The sequence below is a fragment of the Microbacterium sp. BH-3-3-3 genome (assembly GCF_001792815.1).
Lineage (GTDB): Bacteria > Actinomycetota > Actinomycetes > Actinomycetales > Microbacteriaceae > Microbacterium.
Genome location: NZ_CP017674.1, coordinates 423,081 through 443,951, shown reverse-complemented (window position 1 = coordinate 443,951; position 20,871 = coordinate 423,081). Strand labels below are relative to the sequence as shown.

Sequence of the window (20,871 nt, the reverse complement as noted above, 5' to 3'; positions counted from 1 at the left end):
CTTATTGTGCCGCCTCGAAGAGTGAGAGCACCTCGACCTGCGGGTCGGTCAGCGTCAGCGTGACGACGGGACGGCCGTGGCCCTCCGCCAACACGCTCGCGTCTCCCGCGGCCTGTGCCTGGATGAGTTGTCCGAAGGTGAACGGCCGACCGGGGATCTCGAGATCGAGGTCGGTGCGTTCGAGGATCTGCAGGAAGACGCCGTTGGCGGGTCCGCCCTTGTGGTACTGACCGGTCGAGTGCAGGAAACGCGGACCCCAGCCGAACGTCGTGGGGCGACCGGAGTCGGCCGCGACGAGCTCGCGGAGCCCGGCCAGCTGCGACAGGTCGAGACGGTTCACGTACGCCTGGATGCTGACGTAGCCGTCGGCGGGAACCGTCTGCCACAGCGCCGCCAGCACGCCGGCGACCGTGCCGCTGGAGGCCAGGGCCGGGTCGGAGACGCGCACCTCGACGCCGTCGACGACGAAGGCCGGCGCGGTCGGTTCGGGGCGGGCGTCGAGCAGGCCGCGGGTGGCGACCTTCGCCGACTCGACGTCGGGCTGGTCGAAGGGGTCGATGCCGATCATGCGGCCGGCGATCGCGGTGGCGTACTCCCACACGACGAACTGCGCCCCGAGCGAGCCGCTGACGAGCACCTCACCGGTGTGCCGCTCGAAGAGGTGGAAGGCGTGGGCGTCGTCGACGAAGCGCACGACCTGGAGGTCGGCGGGCTTCGCGTCGAGCTCGGGCGAGACGGGCAGCAGCACGACGGGCAGGATGCCGGTTCCCTGCTTGCCGGTCGACTCGGCGACGAGCTGCTCGACCCAGTCGGGCAGGCCGATGAGGTGGCTGCCGTCGGTGATCAGCCCGAGCTTGTCGCGCCGCGCGACGCCGCCACCGGCGATCGCCGCGGCGAGCACGAGGGCGGGGTTGTCGGGCGAGTCGATCGCGACCTCGAGCAGAGTGGCATCCGCCTCGTCGAGGAGGTCGCCGATGTCGACGCCGGCCAGTCCCGCGGGCACGAGGCCGAAGGCGGTGAGGGCGGAGTACCGGCCGCCGACGGTGGGGTCGGCCGTGAAGACGCGGTAGCCGTCGGCGCGGGCCGATTCCTCGAGCGGGGAGCCCGGGTCGGTGACGACGACGATGCGTCCGGCGGGGTCGATGCCCAGATCGCGGAAAGCGGCTTCGAACGCGCGCTTGGCCGAGTCGGTCTCGATGGTGGAGCCGGACTTGCTCGAGACGACGAGCACCGTCTGGGCGAGCCCGCCGGACTCGGCGTCGCCGTCGATGGCGGCGAGCACCTGTCCGGGCGAGGTCGAATCGAGGATGACCAGCGGAACGCCGGCCGACTGCGCGATGACCTCGGGGGCGAGCGAGGATCCGCCCATGCCCGCGAGCACGACGCGGGTCACGCCCTGCGCGACGAGTTCGTCGCGCAGGGCGGTGACCTCGGCCACGAGCGGGCGCGAGACGGAGACCGCTCGCACCCACCCGAGGCGACGTGAGGCCTCGTCTTCCGCGGCGGCGCCCCAGAGGCTGGCGTCGCCCGCGGTGATCCCCGACGCGATGAGTGAACCGGTCAGGCCCGGCAGCTCCGCGTCGACGACCGACTTGACGTGGCCCGTGACCTTGACCGCGAAGCTCACTGGGCGGCCTGGGCGCTTCCGGCGTCGAGAGCGGTCTTGACCGTGTCCTGCAGCTCGTGCCACGAGGCGATGAACTTCTCGACACCCTCGTCCTCGAGCGTCTGCGTCGCGTCGGTGACGTCGACGCCGGCGGCGGCGAGGCGGTCGAAGACGTCGTGCGCCTCGGCGTAGCCGCCGGTCACGGTGTCACCGGTGATGACGCCGTGGTCGAAGGTCGCCTCGAGCGTCTTCTCGGGCATCGTGTTGACGGTGCCGGGGGCGACGAGCTCGGTGACGTAGAGCGTGTCGGGCAGGGCGGGGTCCTTGACGCCGGTCGACGCCCACAGCGGACGCTGCACCGTGGCGCCGGCCTCGAGCAGCTTCTTCGCGCGGTCCTCGCCGAACTTCTGCTCGTAGAGTTCGTAGGCCAGGCGGGCGTTGGCGATGCCGGCCTTGCCCTTGAGGGCTGCGGCCTCGTCGGTGCCGATCGCGGCCAGACGCTTGTCGATCTCGGTGTCGACGCGCGACACGAAGAACGAGGCCACGGACTGCAGGTTCGCAATGTCGTGACCGGCGGCCTGCGCCTTCTCGACACCCGCGAGGTACGCGTCGATGACCTCGGCGTAACGCTCGAGGCTGAAGATCAGCGTGACGTTGACCGAGATGCCCGCGCCGATGACCTCGGTGATGGCCGGGAGGCCGGCCTTGGTCGCGGGGATCTTGATGAGGACGTTCTTGCGGTCCACGCGGGCCGAGAGGTCCTTGGCCTGGGCAATCGTGCCCTCGGTGTCGTGCGCCAGATCGGGGGAGACCTCGATCGACACGCGGCCGTCGACGCCGTTCGTGGCGTCGAAGACGGGGAGGAAGATGTCGCACGCGTCGCGCACGTCGTCGGTGGTGATAGAGAAGATCGCCTCGTCGACGCCGGCGTCGGCCGCGGCGAGCTCCTTCACCTGGCCCTCGTAGGCCTCGCCCTTGGACAGGGCGCCGGCGAAGATCGTCGGGTTGGTGGTGACGCCGACGACGTTGCGCTGCTCGATGAGCTCAGCGAGGTTGCCGGACTGGATGCGCTGGCGCGAGAGGTCGTCGAGCCAGATGCTGACGCCGGCGGCCGAGAGGTTCTCAGTGGGAGTGCTCATGGTCGTTATCTCCTCGATTACTTCTTCGCCGCAGCGAGCGACTCGCGTGCGGCCTCGACGACGGCCTCAGCCGTGATGCCGAACTTCTGGAACAGGGTCTTGTAGTCGGCCGACGCACCGAAGTGGTCGATCGCGACCGAGCGGCCGGCGTCGCCGACGATGCCCTGCCAGCTGAGGGCGGATCCGGCCTCGACCGAGACGCGGGCCTTCACCGATGCGGGCAGCACCGACTCGCGGTACGCCTCGTCCTGCTCGGCGAACCACTCCAGCGAGGGAGCCGACACGACGCGGGCGTGGACGCCCTCGGCGGCCAGCGTCTCGCGCGCCTCGACGGCGAGCTGCACCTCGGAGCCCGTCGCGATGAGGATGACGTCGGGCTCGCCGTTCGCGGCCTCGGCCAGCACGTACGCGCCCTTGACGGCACCGGCGGCCGAGGCGAACTCGTCACCGGATGCCGCACCCTCGCCGCGGGCGAACACGGGGATGTTCTGGCGGGTCAGGGCGATACCGGCGGGTCCGGCCGTGCGGCGCAGCATCTCGAGCCACACGACGCTCGTCTCGTTGGCATCCGCGGGACGCACGAGGGCGAAGTTCGGGATGGCGCGGAGGGTCGCGATCTGCTCGATCGGCTGGTGGGTCGGTCCGTCCTCGCCGAGCGCGACGGAGTCGTGCGTCCAGACGAAGATGGTCGGGATGTTCATCAGCGCGGCCAGGCGCACCGGGGGGCGCATGTAGTCGCTGAAGATCAGGAACGTGCCGCCGAAGGGGCGCGTGGGCCCGTGCAGCACGATGCCGTTGAGGATCGCGCCCATGGCGTGCTCGCGGATGCCGAAGTGCAGCACGCGGCCGTAGGGGTCGCCCGACCACTCGTGGGTCGACCACTCCGACGGGATGAACGACTTGGCGTCCTTGATCGTGGTGAGGTTCGACTCGGCGAGGTCGGCCGAGCCGCCCCAGAGCTCGGGGAGCTCGGCGGCGAGGGCGTTGATGACGGTGCCGGAGGCGGCACGGGTCGACACGTCCTTGCCGGCTTCGAAGGCGGGGAGCGCGTCGGCGATGTCGGCGGGGAGCTCGCGCGCCTGCAGACGATCCCAGAGCTGCTTGCGCTCGGGGTGAGCCGCGGCCCACTCGTCGAACTTCTGCTGCCAGGCGGCCTTCTCGGCCTCGCCGCGCTCGACGAGCGCACGGGTGTGCTCGAGCACGTCGTCGGCGACGGCGAAGTGCTGCTCGGGGTCGAAGCCGAGCACCTCTTTCGTGGCCTTGAGCTCGTCGGCACCGAGGGCCGAGCCGTGGATCTTGCCGGAGTTCTGCTTGCCGGGCGAGGGCCAGCCGATGATCGTCTTGAGCACGATGAGCGAAGGCTTGCTCGTCTCGCCCTGGGCGGCCTCGATCGCGGCGTGCAGCTCGGCGACGTCTTCGACGTACTGACCGGTCTTCTTCCAGTCGACCGTCTGGACGTGCCAGCCGTACGACTCGTAGCGCTTCTGGACGTCTTCGGTGAAGGCGACGTTGGTGTCGTCTTCGATCGAGATCTGGTTGGAGTCGTAGATCGCGATGAGGTTGCCGAGTTCCTGGTGGCCGGCGAGCGACGACGCCTCGCTGGTCACTCCCTCTTGCAGGTCGCCGTCACCGGCGATCACGTACACGAAGTGGTCGAACGGGCTCTCGCCGGCGGGCGACTCGGGGTCGAACAGGCCGCGCTCGTAGCGGGCGGCGTAGGCGAAGCCGACGGAGGAGGCCAGGCCCTGGCCGAGGGGGCCGGTCGTGATCTCGACGCCGTCGGTGTGGCCGTACTCGGGGTGGCCGGGGGTCAGCGAACCCCAGGTGCGCAGCGCCTCGAGGTCCTTCTTCTCGAGACCGAAGCCGCCGAGGTAGAGCTGCACGTACTGCGTGAGCGAGGAGTGACCGACCGACAGGATGAAGCGGTCGCGGCCCGGCCAATGGGTGTCGGCGGGGTCGTGGCGCATGACGCGCTGGTAGAGCAGGTACGCGGCGGGTGCGAGCGACATCGCGGTTCCGGGGTGGCCGTTGCCCACCTTCTCGACGGCATCCGCCGCGAGGATGCGGGCGGTGTCCACCGCGCGCCGATCGATGTCATCCCATTCGAAGTCCGACAACAGGGTCGCCTTTCTCGATACTGAGCGCCCGGTTTCACTTCCGACGCCGCACTCACCACCGTAGGAGTGGGAGTGGGGTGGGGTGTCGGCGCGGGGCGCGCGTTCTTCGCCAGCATAGCGAGAACGACCGGCACCGTTGCCTCTCGTGACGGGGGTCGACAGGCGGCCGGTCGTGTGGTGGACATGGCATAGAATCGTGGAGGTTCTATACGCGCTACCCCGGGGGACGATGGACATCTCGACGACGTCGCACGTCACTGCGACGACCGATCGCCGCTCCGTCGGACGCACCCTTCGGGCGTACATCGCCCTCACGAAGCCGCGCGTCCTCGAGCTGCTGCTGGTGACGACCGTGCCGGTCATGATCCTGGCGCAGAACGGTCTGCCCCACCTGGGGCTGGTGTTCGCGACCGTCATCGGCGGCTCGCTGAGCGCGGGCTCGGCGGCGGCGTTCAACATGTACCTCGACCGCGACATCGACGCGCACATGCAGCGCACCGAGAAGCGCCCCCTCGTCACCGGCGAGGTCTCTCCGCGCGGTGCCCTGGTGTTCGCCTGGTCGCTCGCGGCGGTCTCGACCGTGTGGCTGTGGGTCTTCACCAACCCGCTCGCGGCGGGACTGTCGGCCGCGGCCATCTTCTTCTACGTCGTGATCTACACGATGATCCTCAAGCGCCGCACCGAGCAGAACATCGTGTGGGGCGGCATCGCCGGCTGCTTCCCCGTGCTCATCGGCTGGTCGGCGGTCACCGGATCGCTGTCGTGGGCGCCGGTCATCCTGTTCGTGCTCGTCTTCCTGTGGACGCCGCCGCACTACTGGCCGCTGTCGATGAAGTACGCGGACCAGTACGACGAGGTCGACGTGCCCATGCTCGGCGCGACCCGCAGTGGTTCGCAGGTCGGCCTGCAGGTCATCCTGTACGCGTGGGCCACGGTGGCCTGCTCGCTGCTGCTCATCCCCGTGGCATCCATGGGCCTGGTGTACTCCGTGTCGGCGCTGGTGTTCGGCGGGTGGTTCATCTACGAGTCGCACCGTCTCTACGCGCGTGCCGTGCGCGGTGGTGAGCCGCGGCCGATGCGCGTGTTCCACGCGTCGATCACGTACTTGACGCTGCTCTTCGTCGCGATCGCCGTCGACCCGCTGCTGCCGTTCTGACGGCGGCCCCGCACGCCGCGAAAGCGCCCACCCCGACGTGAGGGGGTGGGCGCTTTTTCGTGGGGGAGCGGGTCGGGATCGTCGGCCGACCGCGTCCGGCGTCGGGGGCGCGGAGTCCGCAACATCGAGAGCGCGGAGCGGGCCTGGGCGGGGTGCGGATGCCGCGAGCCGGGCGCCGCGGACGGGCTGCCACCTCCGTGCAGGCGGTGGCCGGGCGGCGGGGGTGCGCGCGAGCGCATCGGCGAACGAGACGCTCGTCGTCACGGCATCCGGTCGGGGCGACGAGGGGCGCACACGAGAAAGCGCCCGCCCCGGGGATCGGGGCGGGCGCTTCGTATCGCGGTGTCAGCGACGGCTGGGATCGTCGTTCGCGTCCTGCTGCGCGGCGGCGGCGGCGGCCGGCGGAGCGGGGGTGTTCGACGACGTCTCGACGTCGGCGTCTTCGACCGCCAGGGGCGCCGCGGTCGCGGCGGGGGCGGTGTACGACGGGGTCGACGACACGTGCGGCTCGGCCGAGGTCTCGTCGTCGCTCGTCCAGTCGATGGTCTCGATCGCGACGTCGGCGCGGGCACGCGTGGTCACCACGGCGGCCACGGCCAGGGCGGAAGCGATGCCGATGGCACCGGCGGCGAGGACGGCGGCGCCCACCGAAACCCACGCCTGTGCGACGTAGACGGTCACGACCGTCGCGTTGGGGTCGTTGACGAGGGCTTGGATCTCGTCGACCTGACGGAAGACGAGGACGAGTCCGCCGATCACTGCGGCGAGCGACGCGACCACGAGCACCCAGAACGGGATGCTGGTCACCAGGCGGGGACGGGTCTGCATGGGATGAACTCCTTGTCGTACCGTGCTCCGGGGATGCACGACGGCTGTTTCCGGTACCGGGGCACCGGGAGGGGATCCGGGCCTCTCAGGGCACCGGAAGTCCCACAGTGTCGCACGGGTCGGGGTGTCGGCTAGGGGACGCCGATGAATCGCCTATGAGGGTATAAGGGCCGCGGGCTGCCGGGGCGACCGCGCGGACGAGGGTGGCCTCCCCGCGGAAACGCGCGAGAAGTGCCGCCCCGAAGCGATTCTTCCGGCCTCAGCCGCGTGCGGCCGCCGTCTGGCGCGGGGGCGCGGGGCGTTCGGTGACCGCGGGCTCCTTGAGGCGCAGCACGACCACCGTCATGGTGGCCGCGGCGAGGGCGGCGAGCACCATGTGCGTGCCGACCGCGATCTCGGGCAGGCCGTTGCGGGCCTGGTACAGGCCCACCGCGATCTGCACGAGCTCGACCGCGAGCAGCGCCGTCGCCCAGCGTCGAACGCCCAGGCGCAGGCGCCACGCGAGCACCACGACGATGAGCGTGAGGAAGAACAGCGCGTAGCCCGGCCACGCGTGCACGTGTTCGAGCACCTGGGCGTCGAAGCCGTTGCGCACCGAGGCCGCATCGCCCGAGTGCGGCCCCGCTCCGGTGGTGAGCACGCCGAACACGATCGTGAGGGCGAGGACGGCGGTCGTCGTGTGCACGAGACCGGCGAACCAGTGGGGCACCGCGAGCGTACGCGGGCCGGCGGGTGCGTTCATCAGCACCAGGAAGGCGGCGCACACCGCCACCAACGACACCGAGGCGACGTAGTGGAATCCGACGATGAAGGGGTTCAAGCCGGTCAGCACGGTCACGCCGCCGACGAGCGCCTGAGCGACGACGCCGCCGAGCACGATGAGCGACAGGACGAAGAGGGCGCGACGCTCGCGACGCAGGCGCCAGACCAGCACGACGACCACGATCGCCAGGATGCCGACGAGCCCCGTCAGCGTGCGGTTGCCGAACTCGATGATGCCGTGGATGCCCATCTCGGGCGTGTTCACGATCGAGTCGGCGGTGCAGCGCGGCCAGGTGGGGCATCCGAGGCCCGAGCCGGTCAGGCGCACCGCACCGCCCGTGCCGATGATGAGCACCTCGGCGAGGAACGACAGCCAGGCGAAGACGCGCACGCGCCGATCGACGTCGGTGGGAAGCCACGCGAGGAAGCGACCGGGGATCGTGGCGGCGCGGGACGAGGGGGGCGTGGTCGAGGCGGGGGACATGCGCTGGCTTCCTGGCATCGGTCCGCTCGGGCTGCGGGAACAGCGGACCTGCCGTGCCGGGAGCGGGTGTTGCCTGTAGAATCAAAGGGTCCGGGTGCAGCGCTCACGCGATCCGCACCGGAGACAGTCTAGGCGCGCAGCCAGCGCCTTCGAACGGGCCCACCAGCGACATTCCTGGGACTTCGACCGGAGTCCGGAATGCCGGGGCGGATGACACCGTTGAGGCCCGAGAAGGAGAGTGATCACCATGTCCGATGTACTCATCGACCGACCCGAGCTCGAAAGCCTGGGGCAATACGAGTTCGGCTGGCACGACACCGACGCCGCCGGTGCGCTCGCGCAGCGCGGCATCAACGAGGACGTCGTGCGCGGGATCTCCGCTCTGAAGTCCGAGCCCGAGTGGATGCTGAAGACGCGCCTCAAGGGCTACCAGCTCTTCGGTCGCAAGCCCATGCCCACGTGGGGTGCCGACCTGTCGGACATCGACTTCGACAACATCAAGTACTTCGTGCGCTCCACCGAGAAGCAGGCGCAGACCTGGGAAGACCTTCCGGAAGAGATCCGCAACACGTACGAGAAGCTCGGAATCCCCGAGGCTGAGCGTCAGCGCCTGGTCGCCGGCGTCGCCGCGCAGTACGAGTCCGAGGTCGTCTACCACCAGATCCGCGAGGACCTGGAGCAGCAGGGCGTCATCTTCATGGACACCGACACGGCTCTGCGCGAGCACCCCGAGTTCTTCGAGGAGTACTTCGGCACCGTCATCCCCGCCGGTGACAACAAGTTCGCCGCGCTCAACACCGCCGTGTGGTCGGGCGGATCGTTCGTGTACGTGCCGAAGGGCGTGCACGTGGAGATCCCGCTGCAGGCGTACTTCCGCATCAACACCGAGAACATGGGCCAGTTCGAGCGGACCCTGATCATCGCCGACGAAGACAGCTACGTGCACTACATCGAAGGCTGCACGGCGCCGATCTATAAGAGCGACTCGCTGCACTCGGCCGTCGTCGAGATCATCGTGAAGAAGAACGCGCGCGTTCGCTACACGACGATCCAGAACTGGTCGAACAACGTGTACAACCTGGTCACCAAGCGGGCCGTGGCCCACGAGGGCGCGACCATGGAATGGGTCGACGGCAACATCGGCTCCAAGGTGACGATGAAGTACCCCTCCATCTACCTCATGGGCGAGCACGCCAAGGGCGAGACCCTGTCGGTCGCCTTCGCCGGTCCCGGACAGCACCAGGACGCCGGCGCCAAGATGGTGCACATGGCGCCCTACACGCAGTCGTCGATCGTGTCGAAGTCCATCGCGCGCGGCGGCGGTCGCGCGGGCTACCGCGGCGAAGTGCGCGTGGATGCCAACGCGCACCACTCCGCGAACACCGTGCGCTGCGACGCGCTGCTGGTGGACACCATCTCGCGCAGCGACACGTACCCCGCGATCGACATCCGCGTCGACGACGTGCAGCTCGGACACGAGGCGACCGTCTCGAAGGTCAGCGAAGAGCAGCTCTTCTACCTGCAGTCGCGCGGCATGCCCGAAGACGAGGCCATGGCCATGATCGTGCGCGGGTTCATCGAGCCCATCGCGCGCGAACTCCCCATGGAGTACGCCCTCGAACTCAACAAGCTCATCGAGATGGGCATGGAGGGCAGCGTCGGATGATCTCTTCGGCGACATCCGCGCCTCCCGTGTTCTCCCCTCTCGCGCCGAACGGAGTATCAGCTCAGTGACCACAGCGACCACGACCCCCGCGGATTCCGCGGCGGGTCACATCGACCCGGCCGCCCTCGTGGCATCCATCGTTCCGGTGCAGACGCGCTCGGAGCGGGCGACCTCGTTCGATCCGGCCGACTTCGGCACGCCGACAGGCCGCGAGGTGAACTGGAAGCTCAGCCCGATCGACCGGCTCGCGCCGCTGTTCGTCGACCAGGCCGGTCCCACGGGCGTCATGCAGGTCGAGGTGCACGCCCCGGCCGAGCTCGAGCAGCTGCGTCTCGGTCACGGTGACGCGCCCCGCGGCGAGCACTTCCGCCCCGAAGACCTGCCCAGCGCCATCGCCTGGTCGCAGGAGGCCGAGGCACCGCTGCTGCGCATTCCCGCCGATGTCGAGCTGACCGAGCCGGTCGTCGTCCGCCTGACCGGCACGGGCGGCCTCGCTCACGCCCACGTGGTCATCGAGGCGCAGCCGCACTCGCGCGGCACCGTCGTGCTGCGCCACGAGGGCACGGCCCAGCACGCGCAGAACGTCGAGATCATCGTGCGCGACGGCGCCGACCTCACGGTCGTGTCGGTGCAGAACTGGGACGACGACGCGATCCACGCCTCGGCGCACCAGGCGCGCGTCGACCGCGACGCGAAGTTCACGCACATCGTCGTCAGCTTCGGCGGCGGCGTCGTGCGCGTGAACCCGTCGCTGGAGCTCTCGGGCGCCGGCGCCGAGGGGCGCATGTACGGTCTGTCGTTCTCGGACGCCGGCCAGCACCTCGAGTCGCAGGTGTACCTGCACCACAAGGGCCCGCACACCGTCGGCGACGTGCTCTACAAGGGAGCCCTCCAGGGACAGGGCGCTCGGAGCGTCTGGATCGGCGACGTGCTCATCGGACCGGATGCCACGGGCACCGACTCGTACGAGGCCAACCGCAACCTCGTGCTCACCGACGGCGCGCGCGCCGACTCGATCCCGAACCTCGAGATCGAGACCGGTGACATCCAGGGCGCCGGCCACGCGAGCGCGACCGGTCGTTTCGACGACGAGCAGCTGTTCTACCTGCAGGCGCGCGGCATCGACGAGTACGAAGCCCGCCGTCTGGTGGTGCTCGGGTTCCTGAGCGAGATCGTGCAGCGCATCGGCATCCCGGAGCTCGAGACCGAGCTCACCGCGGCCATCGAGCGCGAATTGGCCGACGGAGCCGCAGCGTGAGCGCCGCGCGCGCCTGCGCCCTCAGCGACCTCACGCAAGACGAGGCGCACCGCGTCGAGCTCGACGGCGTCGCGATCGCGGTCGTGCTCGACGGCAACGGCGAGGTGCACGCCATCGGCGACGTCTGCACGCACGGCGACATCTCGCTGTCGGACGGCTTCGTCGAGGGCGAGACGCTCGAATGCTGGGCCCACGGCTCGGCGTTCTCGCTGCGCACCGGCCGCCCCCTCAACCTGCCGGCCTTCGAGCCGGTCCCCGTGTACGAGGTCGTGATCGACGGAGACGACGTGCTCATCGACACCTCCGTCACCAAGGCGACGGCCTGAGCCGCGCCCACGAACCCAGATTTACGTAAGGAACCCCATGTCTGTCCTCGAGATCCGCGACCTCCACGTGACGGTCGAGACGGAGAACGGTACGACCCCCATCCTCAACGGCGTGACGCTGACCATGCGCACCGGTGAGACCCACGCCATCATGGGCCCCAACGGCTCCGGCAAGTCGACCCTGGCCTACACGATCGCCGGTCACCCCAAGTACACGGTGACGAGCGGTTCCATCACGCTCGACGGCGAAGACGTGCTCGCGATGACCGTCGACGAGCGCGCGCGCGCCGGCCTCTTCCTCGCCATGCAGTACCCGGTCGAGATCCCGGGCGTCACGGTCACCAACTTCCTGCGCACGGCCAAGACGGCCATCGACGGCGAGGCGCCGGCGATCCGCACGTGGACCAAGGACGTCAAGCAGGCCATGGGCAACCTGCGCATGGACCCCAAGTTCGCCTCGCGCAACGTCAACGAGGGATTCTCGGGCGGCGAGAAGAAGCGCCACGAGATCCTGCAGCTCGAGCTCCTCAAGCCGAAGATCGCCGTGCTCGACGAGACCGACTCCGGCCTCGACGTCGACGCGCTGAAGATCGTCTCCGAGGGCGTGAACCGCGCCAAGGAGCAGACCGGTCTCGGCGTGCTGCTCATCACGCACTACACGCGCATCCTGCGTTACATCCGCCCCGATTTCGTGCACGTGGTCGTTCAGGGCCGCATCGTCGAAGAGGGTGGATCCGAACTCGCCGACCGACTCGAGGAAGAGGGTTACGACCGTTTCCTCGAGGCCGGTACGCCGATCGACGCGTAGGATCGTTACATGACCGCAACGCTCGCTCCCGAGAAGTACGACGAGGTCACCGAGGCCTTGAAAGACGTCATGGACCCCGAACTGGGGATCAACGTCGTCGACCTGGGACTCATCTACGACCTCGCGTGGGACGACGAGAACGACGCGCTCGTCATCCACATGACCCTGACGTCGGCCGGCTGCCCGCTGACCGATGTGCTCGAAGAACAGACGGCGCAGTCGCTCGACAACGTCGTGGACCGTTTCCGCATCAACTGGGTGTGGATGCCGCCGTGGGGTCCCGAGCGGATCACCGACGACGGCCGCGACATGATGCGCGCCCTCGGCTTCGCGATCTGAGATCGCCCGACGAAACGCCCGCTCCGGTCCGGCGGGGCGGGCGTTTCGTGTGTCGCCGTCTGACGCCGACCCCCGCGTGGCGCGAGCGTGCTCGTTAGGCTTTCGGGATGAGCGTTCCCCCCTTGAAGGCCCTGCCGCTCGAGCTCCTCCGTCAGCGCAGCAGTACCAAGTGGCGCTCGTACGGGGATGACGTCATCCCCATGTTCGTCGCCGAGACCGACTTCGCCCTCGCCCCCGCGATCACCGCGGCGCTCACCCGCGCCGTCGAGATCGGCGACACCGGTTACACCCCGCCGCGTCCGGGCATCGACCTCGACTTCGCCGCGTACGCCGAGCGGCAGTGGGGGTGGCGACCCGATCCGGCGCGCATCCGGTGGACGGGTGACGTGATGATGGGCGTGGTCGAGGTGCTGCGCGCGGTCACCCGGCCGGGCGACCGTGTGATCGTCACGCCGCCGGTGTACCCGCCCTTCTACGACACCGTCGAAGAGGCCGGTGCGGTCGTCGAGCGCGTGCCCCTCGTCGACGACGGCGAGCGGTGGTCGCTCGATCTCGACGGCATCGAGCGCGCCCTCGCGGCCGGCGCCCGCTCGGTGCTGCTGTGCAACCCGCACAATCCCACCGGCACCGTGCACACCCGTGCGTCGCTCGCGGCGCTCGCGCGCCTCGTGCACCGGTACGGCGCCACCGTGGTGAGCGATGAGATCCACGCCCCGTTGACGCACGCTCCGATGACCTTCACCCCCTTCTTGGATGCCGGCCCCGAGGCCGCCCTCGTCGGCTACACCGTCACGAGCGCGAGCAAGACCTACAACCTCGCGGGTCTGAAGTGCGCGGTCATCGTGACCGGCGACGAGTCGACCGCTGAGGTGGTGCGCGGGCTGCCCTGGGAGGTCGAGTGGCGCGCCGGTTTGTTCGGGGTGATCGCCAACCGGGCGGCGTTCTCGGCCGAGAGTGACGAGTGGCTCGAGGGGTTGCTGGCCGCCCTAGACGAGAACCGCCACCTGCTCGCCGACCTGCTGGCCGAGCACCTGCCGCTCGCGCGGTACCGGCCGCCCGAGGCCGGCTTTCTCGCCTGGGTCGACGTCTCGGCCTACGGCTGGGGCGACAACCCGGCACCGTACCTCCGCCGCGAAGCGGGGGTGGCCCTGCACCACGGCCCGCTCTTCGGCGAGCAGGGCGTGGGGCACGTGCGCATCAACGTCGGGTGTGCGCCCGAGGTCTTGCGCGAGGCGATCGAACGCATCGGCGCGCTGGCCCGCCGCGCCTGACGCGGGTGGGTCCGCGCGCCTGACGCGGGTGCATCGGCGCTCCGCGCCCGACGGGGATGCATCGGCGCTCCGCGCCCGACGCGGGCGGGTCGTCGCGTCAGTACTCGGCGCGACCCGTGCGCCAGTAGCCCATGAACGCCACGGCGCGGCGGTCGACGCCGCGCTCGGTGACGAGGTGCCGGCGCAGCGCCTTGATCGCCGACGCCTCGCCCGCGAGCCAGGCGTACAGCGGGGCCTTCTTCAGCGCCGCGCCGCCCTTGGCCGTGCGGGGAACCTCCCAGAGCATGTCCTCGTCGATGTCGATCTCTTCGACCTCGTCGCCGTGGCCCTCGGGGGTGAGGGCGAAGGCCGCGTCGCGCGTCGCCGTGACCAGGTGCGCGTGGCGGTCGCCGCCCGCGCGGGCAGCGACGCGGAACGAGAAGCCCGGGTGCCGCGGGAGATACGCGCAGTCCTCGGGCGTGGGCACTTCGAGCACGACCGTGCCGGTGGCATCCGGGGGCAGCTGCTCGAGGATGACGGCGATGGCGGGAGCTGCCGTCTCGTCGCCGGCGAGCAGGTACTCTCCGGTCTGCGCGGGCGGAACGAAGTCGACGCCGAAACTCACGTCGGAGAGGGCGATGGTGGGGGCGAAGATGAGCACCTCATCGCCGGGGCGCGCGTTCTCGATCCACGCCGACGCCGGTCCGATCACCTCGTGCGCGACCATGTCGATGTCGACCTCACGGTCGCCGCGTCGCACCGCCCGCGTCGTGTAGGTGCGGAAGGGCAGGCGGCGCTCGTCGGGCAGGGCGCGCCAGTCGGTCCACCAGTCCGCGCCCGTGGGCATGGCATCCAGCCCCAGGTCGTCGGTGGGGAAGACCACCTTGATGCGCTGGTCGAAGCCGGGGTCGCCGTACTCGTGCAGGTCGTCGCCGGTGAAGGTGAACCGACGGAAGCTGGGGGTGAGGTCGGTGATGCGGGCGACGCGGACGCGGAAGAACCGCGCGGTGTCAGGGGTGGAGGGCATCGAGGGTCTCCGGCGAGGCGTCGGGGGCGGGAACGCGGGCGCTCACGTGGTGGCGACCGCGGGGGAGGACGAGGGGCGTGCCCGAGACGGGGTCGGGGACGACAAGGGCATCGAGGCCGAAGACGTCGGCGATGAGCTCGGAGGTCATGACCGCGCTCGGGTCTCCGGCGGCGACGATGCGGCCGTCGCGCAGGGCCACCAGGTGGTCGGCGTAGCGCGCGGCCATGTTCATGTCGTGCAGCACCATCACGGTGGTGGTGCCGCGGTCGCGGTTGAGGTCGGTCAGCAGGTCGAGCACCTCGACCTGGTGGGCCACGTCGAGGAAGGTCGTCGGCTCGTCGAGCAGCAGGATGTCGGTCTCTTGCGCGAGAGCCATCGCGATCCACACCCGCTGGCGCTGGCCGCCGGACAACTCGTCGATGGAGCGGTCGGCCAGGTCGCTGATGCCGGTGGCCGCGAGAGCCTCGGCGACGACCTCGTAGTCGCGCGCGCTCCACCGAGCCAGAGCGCGCTGGTGGGGGTGGCGTCCCCGGCCGACGAGGTCGGCGACGGCGATGCCCTCGGGGGCGATCGGGCTCTGGGGGAGCAGGCCCAGGATGCGGGCGATCTCTTTGGAGGGGCGTTCGTGCAGCGCCTTCCCATCGAGGATGACGCGCCCGGTCTTGGGGGGCAGCAGGCGCGCGAGGGCGCGCAGCAGCGTGGACTTGCCGCACCCGTTCGCACCGACGATGGCGGTGATCCGCCCGGCGGGCAGCTCGAGGTCGAGCTCGTCGATGATCGTGCGGTCGCCGTACGAGAGGGTGAGCTTCTCGGCCGAGAGCGTGCGGTTCGCGGTCACGAGAGGCCTCCCCGGTCGGCGTGGGTCGGCGGGACGGTGCTTCGGGTCGCGATCACAGCGAGCCTCCGGAACGGTTCGTTCTGATGAGCAGGTAGATGAGGTAGGGGGCACCGAGCACGCCGGTGATGACGCCGACGGGGTAGCGGTTGTCGAAGGCGAACTGGCCGATCAGGTCGGAGACCATCACGAGCAGCGCCCCGACGAGTCCCGCGGGCAGAAGCAGCGAACCGCCCGGGCCGATGAGTCGCGCGGCGATGGGGCCGGCCATGAAGGCCACGAAGGCGATGGGACCGCTCGCGGCGGTGGCGACGGCCAGCAGCACGACGGCGCCGACGATGAGCAGCAGACGCGTGCGCTCGACGCGTACGCCCAGCCCCGCCGCGGAGTCGTCGCCGAGGCGCAGCACGGCCAGACCACGGGTGTTCGCGACCATGAGCGGCACGATGACGACGACGGCGATCGCGAGGGGGAGCAGGCGCCCCCACGAGGCGTTGTTCAGGCTGCCGGTCAGCCACTGCATCGCGGTCTGCAGGTCCCAGTTGGCGGCGCGGGTGAGCATCCAGGTCGTGACGCTGTCGAGCATCGCGGCGACGCCGATCCCGATGAGCACGAGCCGGGTGCCCGTGAAGGCTCCGCGGCGCGAGAGCAGATAGATCGCTCCCGCGGTGCCCAGGGCGCCGACGAGCGCGAAGGCCGAGACCGCGGCATCCGAGAGCGAGAAGCCGACGATGGCGACGACGGCGAAGGCGCTCGCCCCCGACGAGATGCCGATGATGTCGGGGGAGGCCAGGGGGTTTCGCAGCATGGTCTGGAACGTCACGCCCGCTATGCCGAAGGCGAGGCCCGCGAGAAGACCGAGGCTCGCGCGGGGGAGGCGCAGCTCGCCGATGGTGAAGGACGCGCCGGGCACGGTCTGCCCGAGGAGCACCCGCACGACCTGGTCGGGCGTGTAGAAGGTGTTGCCGACCATCAGGGTGATGACGAAGGTGGCGACCACGGCGGCGACCAGGATGCCGGTGACCGTGGTGCGTCGACGGGCGCGGCTGCGTCGGCCGCGTACGAGGGCGGCGACATCGGGTGCGGCGGCTCCGGACGCGGCCGCGGCGGGCGTGGCGACCCGGGGAGTGAGGGGGGTGCGCACGGTGGTCCGGCCGTCGCGGGTGTCGTGGGCGCTCACAGCTCGCGTACTTTCTGCCGACGCACGATCCAGATGAAGAACGGCGCTCCGATGAGGGCGGTGAGGATGCCGACCTCGATCTCGGTCGGACGAGCGACGAGGCGCCCGATGACGTCGGCGCCGACGAGCAGCACCGCCCCGCCCAGGGCCGAGAAGGGGACGAGCCAGCGATGGTCGGTGCCGATCAGCAGTCGGCAGACGTGCGGCACGACCAGGCCCACGAAGGCGATCGGGCCGGCGACAGCGGTCGCCGCCCCCACGAGCACGACGGCGCCGGCCGAGGCGACCAGACGGGTGCGCCCGACGTGCTCGCCGAGGCCCGTCGCGACGTCGTCGCCGAGCGCGAGGGAGTTCATACCGCGCGAGCACAGGACGCAGACGAGCGCGCCGGCGGCCAGCACGGGGATCACAACCTGCACGCGGTCCCACGTGGCGCCGCCGATACCGCCGATCTGCCAGAACCTGAACGTCTCGAGCAGATCCACCCGGGGGAGCAGGATCGCACTCGAGAGCGATCCGAACGCGGCCGTGGTCGCCGCTCCCGCGAGGGCGAGCTTGAGCGGGGTCGCGCCTCCGCGTCCGAGCGAGCCCACGGTGTAGACGAACACCGCGGCGACCGCCGAGCCCACGATCGCGAAACCCAGGTAGCCGAACGAGCTCGACAGGCCGAAGAAGGCGATGCCGGTGACGACCGCGAGCGAGGCTCCGGCGGACACACCGAGGATGCCGGGGTCGGCGAGCGGGTTGCGGGTCACGGCCTGCATCGTGAGACCGGCCATGGCCAGGGCCGCGCCGACGAGCAGGCCTAGGACGGTGCGCGGGATGCGCGTCGTCACCGCGGCTTCGCCGACCCCGGTGCCGCCGGTGAAGGCCGAGACGATCTCGGTGATCGACACGTCGCGCGTGCCGAAGGCGACGGATGCCACCGACACCACGACCACGCCCACCGTGAGCACCAGCAGCCAGAGGAGCCGTCGGCTCGCCGGGCGCCGCAGGGAAGCGGCATCCGGGAGCACGTCGACGACGGTGGAGCGGGAGGTCACGATGGGCGCGGTCCGGTGTGCGGGGTGGGGGATCAGCCGACGGCGGCGGTGAGCAGGTCGAGGTACCGGCTGAAGCCCCAGCTGATCGACAGCGGCGAGGGGTTCGCCGAGGCCGCGAGGGGCGTGCCGTCTTCGAGGACCGCGATGTGGCCGGCGGCGATGGCGGGGATCTTCGACAGCAGCGGGTCGGCCTGCAGCTGAGCGACGGTCGAGCCGTCGGTGTTGCCGTAGGTGATCCACAGGCCCACGTCGCTGAACGTATCGGCCTCTTCAGCGCTGATCTCGCTGTAGAACGCGTCGATCTCAGTCGAGGTCTTGCTCACCTGTGCGGGCACGGGCATGCCGAGCTGGTGCAGGTAGCCCGCGCGCGGGTCGTGCGAGGTGTAGTAGGTGATCTTGCTCATGTTGGTCGGGTCGGTGAACGCGAACAACGGCGCGACGTCGGCGAGGGCGGGATGGGCGTCGAACCCCTCCTGCGACTCGGTCTTGATCTGGTCGATGAGGGCGTCGCCCTCGCTCTCGAGCCCGAGGGCCTTCGAGTTGAGCTGGATCATCTGGTCGAGCGTGGTTCCCCAGGCGGCGTCGGGGTAGGCGACGACGGGGGCGATCTTCGACAGGGTGTCGTAGTCCTCCTGCGTCAGGCCGGAGTACGCGGCGAGGATCACGTCGGGCTGCGTGTCGGCCACGGCCTCGAAGTCGATGCCGTCGGTCTCGTCGAAGAGCACGGGGGTCTCACCTCCCAGCTCGGTCAGCTTGTCTTCGACCCAGGGGAGGATGCCGTCGCCGTCATCGTCGCCCCAGGTGGCCTTGGCCATGCCCACGGGCACGATGCCGAGAGCGAGGGGGACCTCCTGGTTCGACCACGCGACAGTGGCCACGCGCTCGGGCTTCTTCTCGATCACGGCCTGGCCGAGGGCGCTGTCGACCGTGACGGGGAACACGCTGTCGGACTCCTGCGCCGCCCCGCCTTCCGACGTTGCGGGCGAGCCGGCGCAGCCGGCGAGAACGAGGGCGGAACCGGCGGCGAGAGCAGCCAGGGCGCGGAATCGGGACACAGAGAGCCTCCTGTGATCTAAGTAAGGACAGGCTTAGCTTATGTCCTCGATCGGGTGAGAACGCAAACCCGCGGGCCCGCTCCCGCGCCGATCGTCTCGACACCGAGGTATCGACGGCGACCACCCCGCGCGCGGATCGGGTGCGCGTCCACGACCGCCGGGACGGGGCTGTCGGGACGCTGTCGGAATGCGTGCAGGAAGCCGCCGTATACTGGGTGGCTGGCCTTCTGTGCCACCCACCCCCAACCCCGAAGAACGGACGTTCGCTGTGCTCGCCGTGCACGACCTCGAGATCCGCGTGGGTGCCCGCGTGCTCATGTCCGACGTGGCGTTCCGCGTCTCCGACGGCGACAAGATCGGCCTCGTCGGGCGCAACGGCGCGGGGAAGACGACCCTGACCAAGGTGCTCGCGGGCGACCTGCTCCCCGCGAACGGCGGCGTCGACCGCGTGGGCGAACTGGGCTACCTGCCGCAGGACCCCCGCTCGGGCGACCCCGAGATGCTGGCCCGTACGCGCATCCTCGACGCCCGCGGCCTCGGCTCACTGGCGCTCGGCATGCACGAGGCCTCGATGGCGATGGGCGACGACGACCCCGCCGTGGCCGCGAAGGCCATGAAGAAGTACGGCACCCTCACCGAGCAGTTCGAGGCGCAGGGCGGGTACGCGGCCGAGGCCGAGGCGGCATCCATCGCCCACAACCTCTCGCTTCCCGACCGCATCCTCGAGCAGCCGCTGAAGACCCTCTCGGGAGGACAGCGTCGCCGCATCGAACTCGCGCGCATCCTGTTCTCGGACGCCCAGACGATGATCCTCGACGAGCCGACCAACCACCTCGACGCCGACAGCGTCGTGTGGCTGCGCGAGTTCCTCAAGGGGTACAAGGGCGGGCTCATCGTGATCTCGCACGACGTGGAGCTGGTCGGCGAGACGGTCAACCGCGTGTTCTACCTCGACGCGAACCGTCAGGTCATCGACGTCTACAACATGAACTGGAAGAACTACCTGCGCCAGCGGGTGGCCGACGAGGAGCGCCGCAAGAAGGAGCGCGTCAACGTCGAGAAGAAGGCCACCGCTCTGCAGCTGCAGGCGGCTCGCTTCGGCGCGAAGGCCTCGAAGGCCGCGGCCGCGCACCAGATGGTCGCGCGCGCCGAGAAGATGCTGTCGGGACTCGACGAGGTGCGCGCCGAAGAGCGCGTGGCGAAGCTCCGCTTCCCCAAGCCCGCGCCGTGCGGAAAGACCCCGCTCATGGCATCCGGACTGTCGAAGTCGTACGGCTCGCTCGAGATCTTCACCGACGTCGACCTCGCGATCGACCGCGGCTCCCGCGTGGTGATCCTGGGCTTGAACGGTGCGGGGAAGACGACGCTGCTGCGTATCCTCGCCGGCGTCGACCAGCCCGACACCGGTCAGCTCGAGCCCGGGCACGGCCTGAAGGTCGGCTATTACGCCCAGGAGCACGAGAACCTCGACGTGAATCGTTCGGTGCTCGAGAACATGATGTCGTCGGCGCCGCACATCACCGCCACCGAGGCCCGCAAGGTGCTGGGTTCGTTCCTGTTCGTCGGCGACGACGTGCTGAAGCCCGCCGGGGTGCTCTCGGGCGGCGAGAAGACCCGTCTGTCGCTCGCGACCCTCGTGGTGTCGTCGGCGAACATGCTGCTGCTTGACGAGCCCACGAACAACCTCGACCCGGCCTCGCGCGAAGAAATTCTCGGGGCGCTCTCGCACTACGAGGGTGCCGTCGTGCTCGTCTCGCACGACGAGGGGGCCGTCGAGGCGCTGAACCCCGAGCGCGTGCTGATCCTGCCCGACGGCGTCGAGGACATCTGGGGTCGCGACTACGCGGATTTGATCACGCTGGCCTGATCACGCTGGCCTGATCACGCTGGCCTGAGCGCGCTGACCTGAGCGCGGTCATCACGAACGCGCCCGTTGCTGACGGCGTCCTCGATTGCGGAGCTGACTGCGCGCGGCGGCGATCGAGGCCGTCG

At 70.1% G+C, this 20,871-nt stretch carries 18 protein-coding genes; 8 read left to right on the top strand and 10 right to left on the bottom strand.

The window, feature by feature from the left end; all coding sequences use genetic code 11:
• Window position 1: 1 nt before the first annotated feature.
• Genes BJP65_RS02125 through tkt form a run of 3 tightly spaced genes read right to left on the bottom strand, consistent with a single transcriptional unit; the run spans window position 2 to window position 4,862 of the window.
• A complete protein-coding gene (locus BJP65_RS02125) occupies window positions 2-1,627 on the bottom strand; it encodes a glucose-6-phosphate isomerase (protein ID WP_070408066.1) in 1,626 nt (541 codons plus the stop codon).
• A complete protein-coding gene (gene tal / locus BJP65_RS02120) occupies window positions 1,624-2,745 on the bottom strand; it encodes a transaldolase (RefSeq protein ID WP_070408065.1) in 1,122 nt (373 codons plus the stop codon). Before tal ends, BJP65_RS02125 begins: the two co-directional genes overlap by 4 nt.
• Before the next feature lie 17 nt (window positions 2,746-2,762).
• On the bottom strand, window positions 2,763-4,862 hold the full coding sequence (gene tkt, locus BJP65_RS02115) for a transketolase (RefSeq protein WP_055940078.1): 2,100 nt from the start codon (window positions 4,860-4,862) through the stop codon (window positions 2,763-2,765).
• 229 nt (window positions 4,863-5,091) lie between these two features.
• Here tkt and BJP65_RS02110 point away from each other — a divergent pair, with 229 nt between their 5' ends.
• A complete protein-coding gene (locus BJP65_RS02110; protein WP_070408064.1) occupies window positions 5,092-6,018 on the top strand; it encodes a heme o synthase in 927 nt (308 codons plus the stop codon).
• Window positions 6,019-6,363: 345 nt separating this feature from the next.
• Here BJP65_RS02110 and BJP65_RS02105 read toward each other — a convergent pair whose 3' ends face one another.
• Together BJP65_RS02105 and BJP65_RS02100 are read right to left on the bottom strand one after the other, a co-directional pair.
• Window positions 6,364-6,846, bottom strand: a complete 483-nt coding sequence (locus BJP65_RS02105; protein WP_055837703.1) for a hypothetical protein — start codon at window positions 6,844-6,846, stop codon at window positions 6,364-6,366.
• A 259-nt stretch (window positions 6,847-7,105) separates the two neighbouring features.
• Window positions 7,106-8,092 (bottom strand): heme A synthase, encoded by a 987-nt coding sequence (locus BJP65_RS02100; RefSeq protein WP_083285660.1) that lies wholly within the window; start codon window positions 8,090-8,092, stop codon window positions 7,106-7,108.
• A gap of 247 nt (window positions 8,093-8,339) precedes the next feature.
• Between BJP65_RS02100 and sufB the strand changes: the two genes are divergently transcribed.
• The 6 genes from sufB (at window position 8,340) to BJP65_RS02070 (ending at window position 13,760) form a co-directional block, all read left to right on the top strand.
• Window positions 8,340-9,758, top strand: a complete 1,419-nt coding sequence (sufB, locus tag BJP65_RS02095; protein ID WP_055837990.1) for a Fe-S cluster assembly protein SufB — start codon at window positions 8,340-8,342, stop codon at window positions 9,756-9,758.
• Between the two features lie 64 nt (window positions 9,759-9,822).
• A complete protein-coding gene (gene sufD / locus BJP65_RS02090) occupies window positions 9,823-11,016 on the top strand; it encodes a Fe-S cluster assembly protein SufD (RefSeq protein ID WP_055837697.1) in 1,194 nt (397 codons plus the stop codon).
• On the top strand, window positions 11,013-11,342 hold the full coding sequence (locus BJP65_RS02085) for a non-heme iron oxygenase ferredoxin subunit (protein ID WP_055837695.1): 330 nt from the start codon (window positions 11,013-11,015) through the stop codon (window positions 11,340-11,342). The genes sufD and BJP65_RS02085 overlap by 4 nt, the downstream gene beginning before the upstream one ends.
• Window positions 11,343-11,379: 37 nt before the next feature.
• A complete protein-coding gene (gene sufC / locus BJP65_RS02080; protein ID WP_055837692.1) occupies window positions 11,380-12,150 on the top strand; it encodes a Fe-S cluster assembly ATPase SufC in 771 nt (256 codons plus the stop codon).
• A gap of 9 nt (window positions 12,151-12,159) precedes the next feature.
• Window positions 12,160-12,489 carry a metal-sulfur cluster assembly factor gene (locus BJP65_RS02075; protein WP_055837689.1) on the top strand — a complete coding sequence of 110 codons (330 nt, stop codon included), beginning with the start codon at window positions 12,160-12,162 and terminating at the stop codon, window positions 12,487-12,489.
• A 107-nt stretch (window positions 12,490-12,596) separates the two neighbouring features.
• Window positions 12,597-13,760: a MalY/PatB family protein gene (locus BJP65_RS02070; RefSeq protein WP_070408063.1), complete on the top strand. Its 1,164-nt coding sequence runs from the start codon at window positions 12,597-12,599 to the stop codon at window positions 13,758-13,760.
• 97 nt (window positions 13,761-13,857) lie between these two features.
• Here BJP65_RS02070 and BJP65_RS02065 read toward each other — a convergent pair whose 3' ends face one another.
• The 5 genes from BJP65_RS02065 to BJP65_RS02045 are packed head-to-tail and all read right to left on the bottom strand — an operon-like array spanning window position 13,858 to window position 18,879.
• The gene (locus BJP65_RS02065; protein WP_070408062.1) at window positions 13,858-14,766 is read right to left on the bottom strand and encodes a siderophore-interacting protein; all 909 of its coding nucleotides are present in this window, start codon (window positions 14,764-14,766) and stop codon (window positions 13,858-13,860) included.
• A complete protein-coding gene (locus tag BJP65_RS02060; RefSeq protein ID WP_070408061.1) occupies window positions 14,750-15,604 on the bottom strand; it encodes an ABC transporter ATP-binding protein in 855 nt (284 codons plus the stop codon). Before BJP65_RS02060 ends, BJP65_RS02065 begins: the two co-directional genes overlap by 17 nt.
• Before the next feature lie 52 nt (window positions 15,605-15,656).
• Window positions 15,657-16,781, bottom strand: coding sequence for an iron ABC transporter permease (locus BJP65_RS02055; RefSeq protein WP_258027514.1), 1,125 nt, complete (start codon window positions 16,779-16,781; stop codon window positions 15,657-15,659).
• Window positions 16,778-17,824, bottom strand: a complete 1,047-nt coding sequence (locus tag BJP65_RS02050; protein WP_235560613.1) for an iron ABC transporter permease — start codon at window positions 17,822-17,824, stop codon at window positions 16,778-16,780. Before BJP65_RS02050 ends, BJP65_RS02055 begins: the two co-directional genes overlap by 4 nt.
• A gap of 32 nt (window positions 17,825-17,856) precedes the next feature.
• Window positions 17,857-18,879: an iron-siderophore ABC transporter substrate-binding protein gene (locus BJP65_RS02045; protein WP_070408060.1), complete on the bottom strand. Its 1,023-nt coding sequence runs from the start codon at window positions 18,877-18,879 to the stop codon at window positions 17,857-17,859.
• A 268-nt stretch (window positions 18,880-19,147) separates the two neighbouring features.
• On the opposite strand from BJP65_RS02045, the gene BJP65_RS02040 reads away from it, so the two are divergent.
• Window positions 19,148-20,746: an ABC-F family ATP-binding cassette domain-containing protein gene (locus BJP65_RS02040; protein ID WP_055837672.1), complete on the top strand. Its 1,599-nt coding sequence runs from the start codon at window positions 19,148-19,150 to the stop codon at window positions 20,744-20,746.
• The last annotated feature ends 125 nt before the right edge of the window (window positions 20,747-20,871 follow it).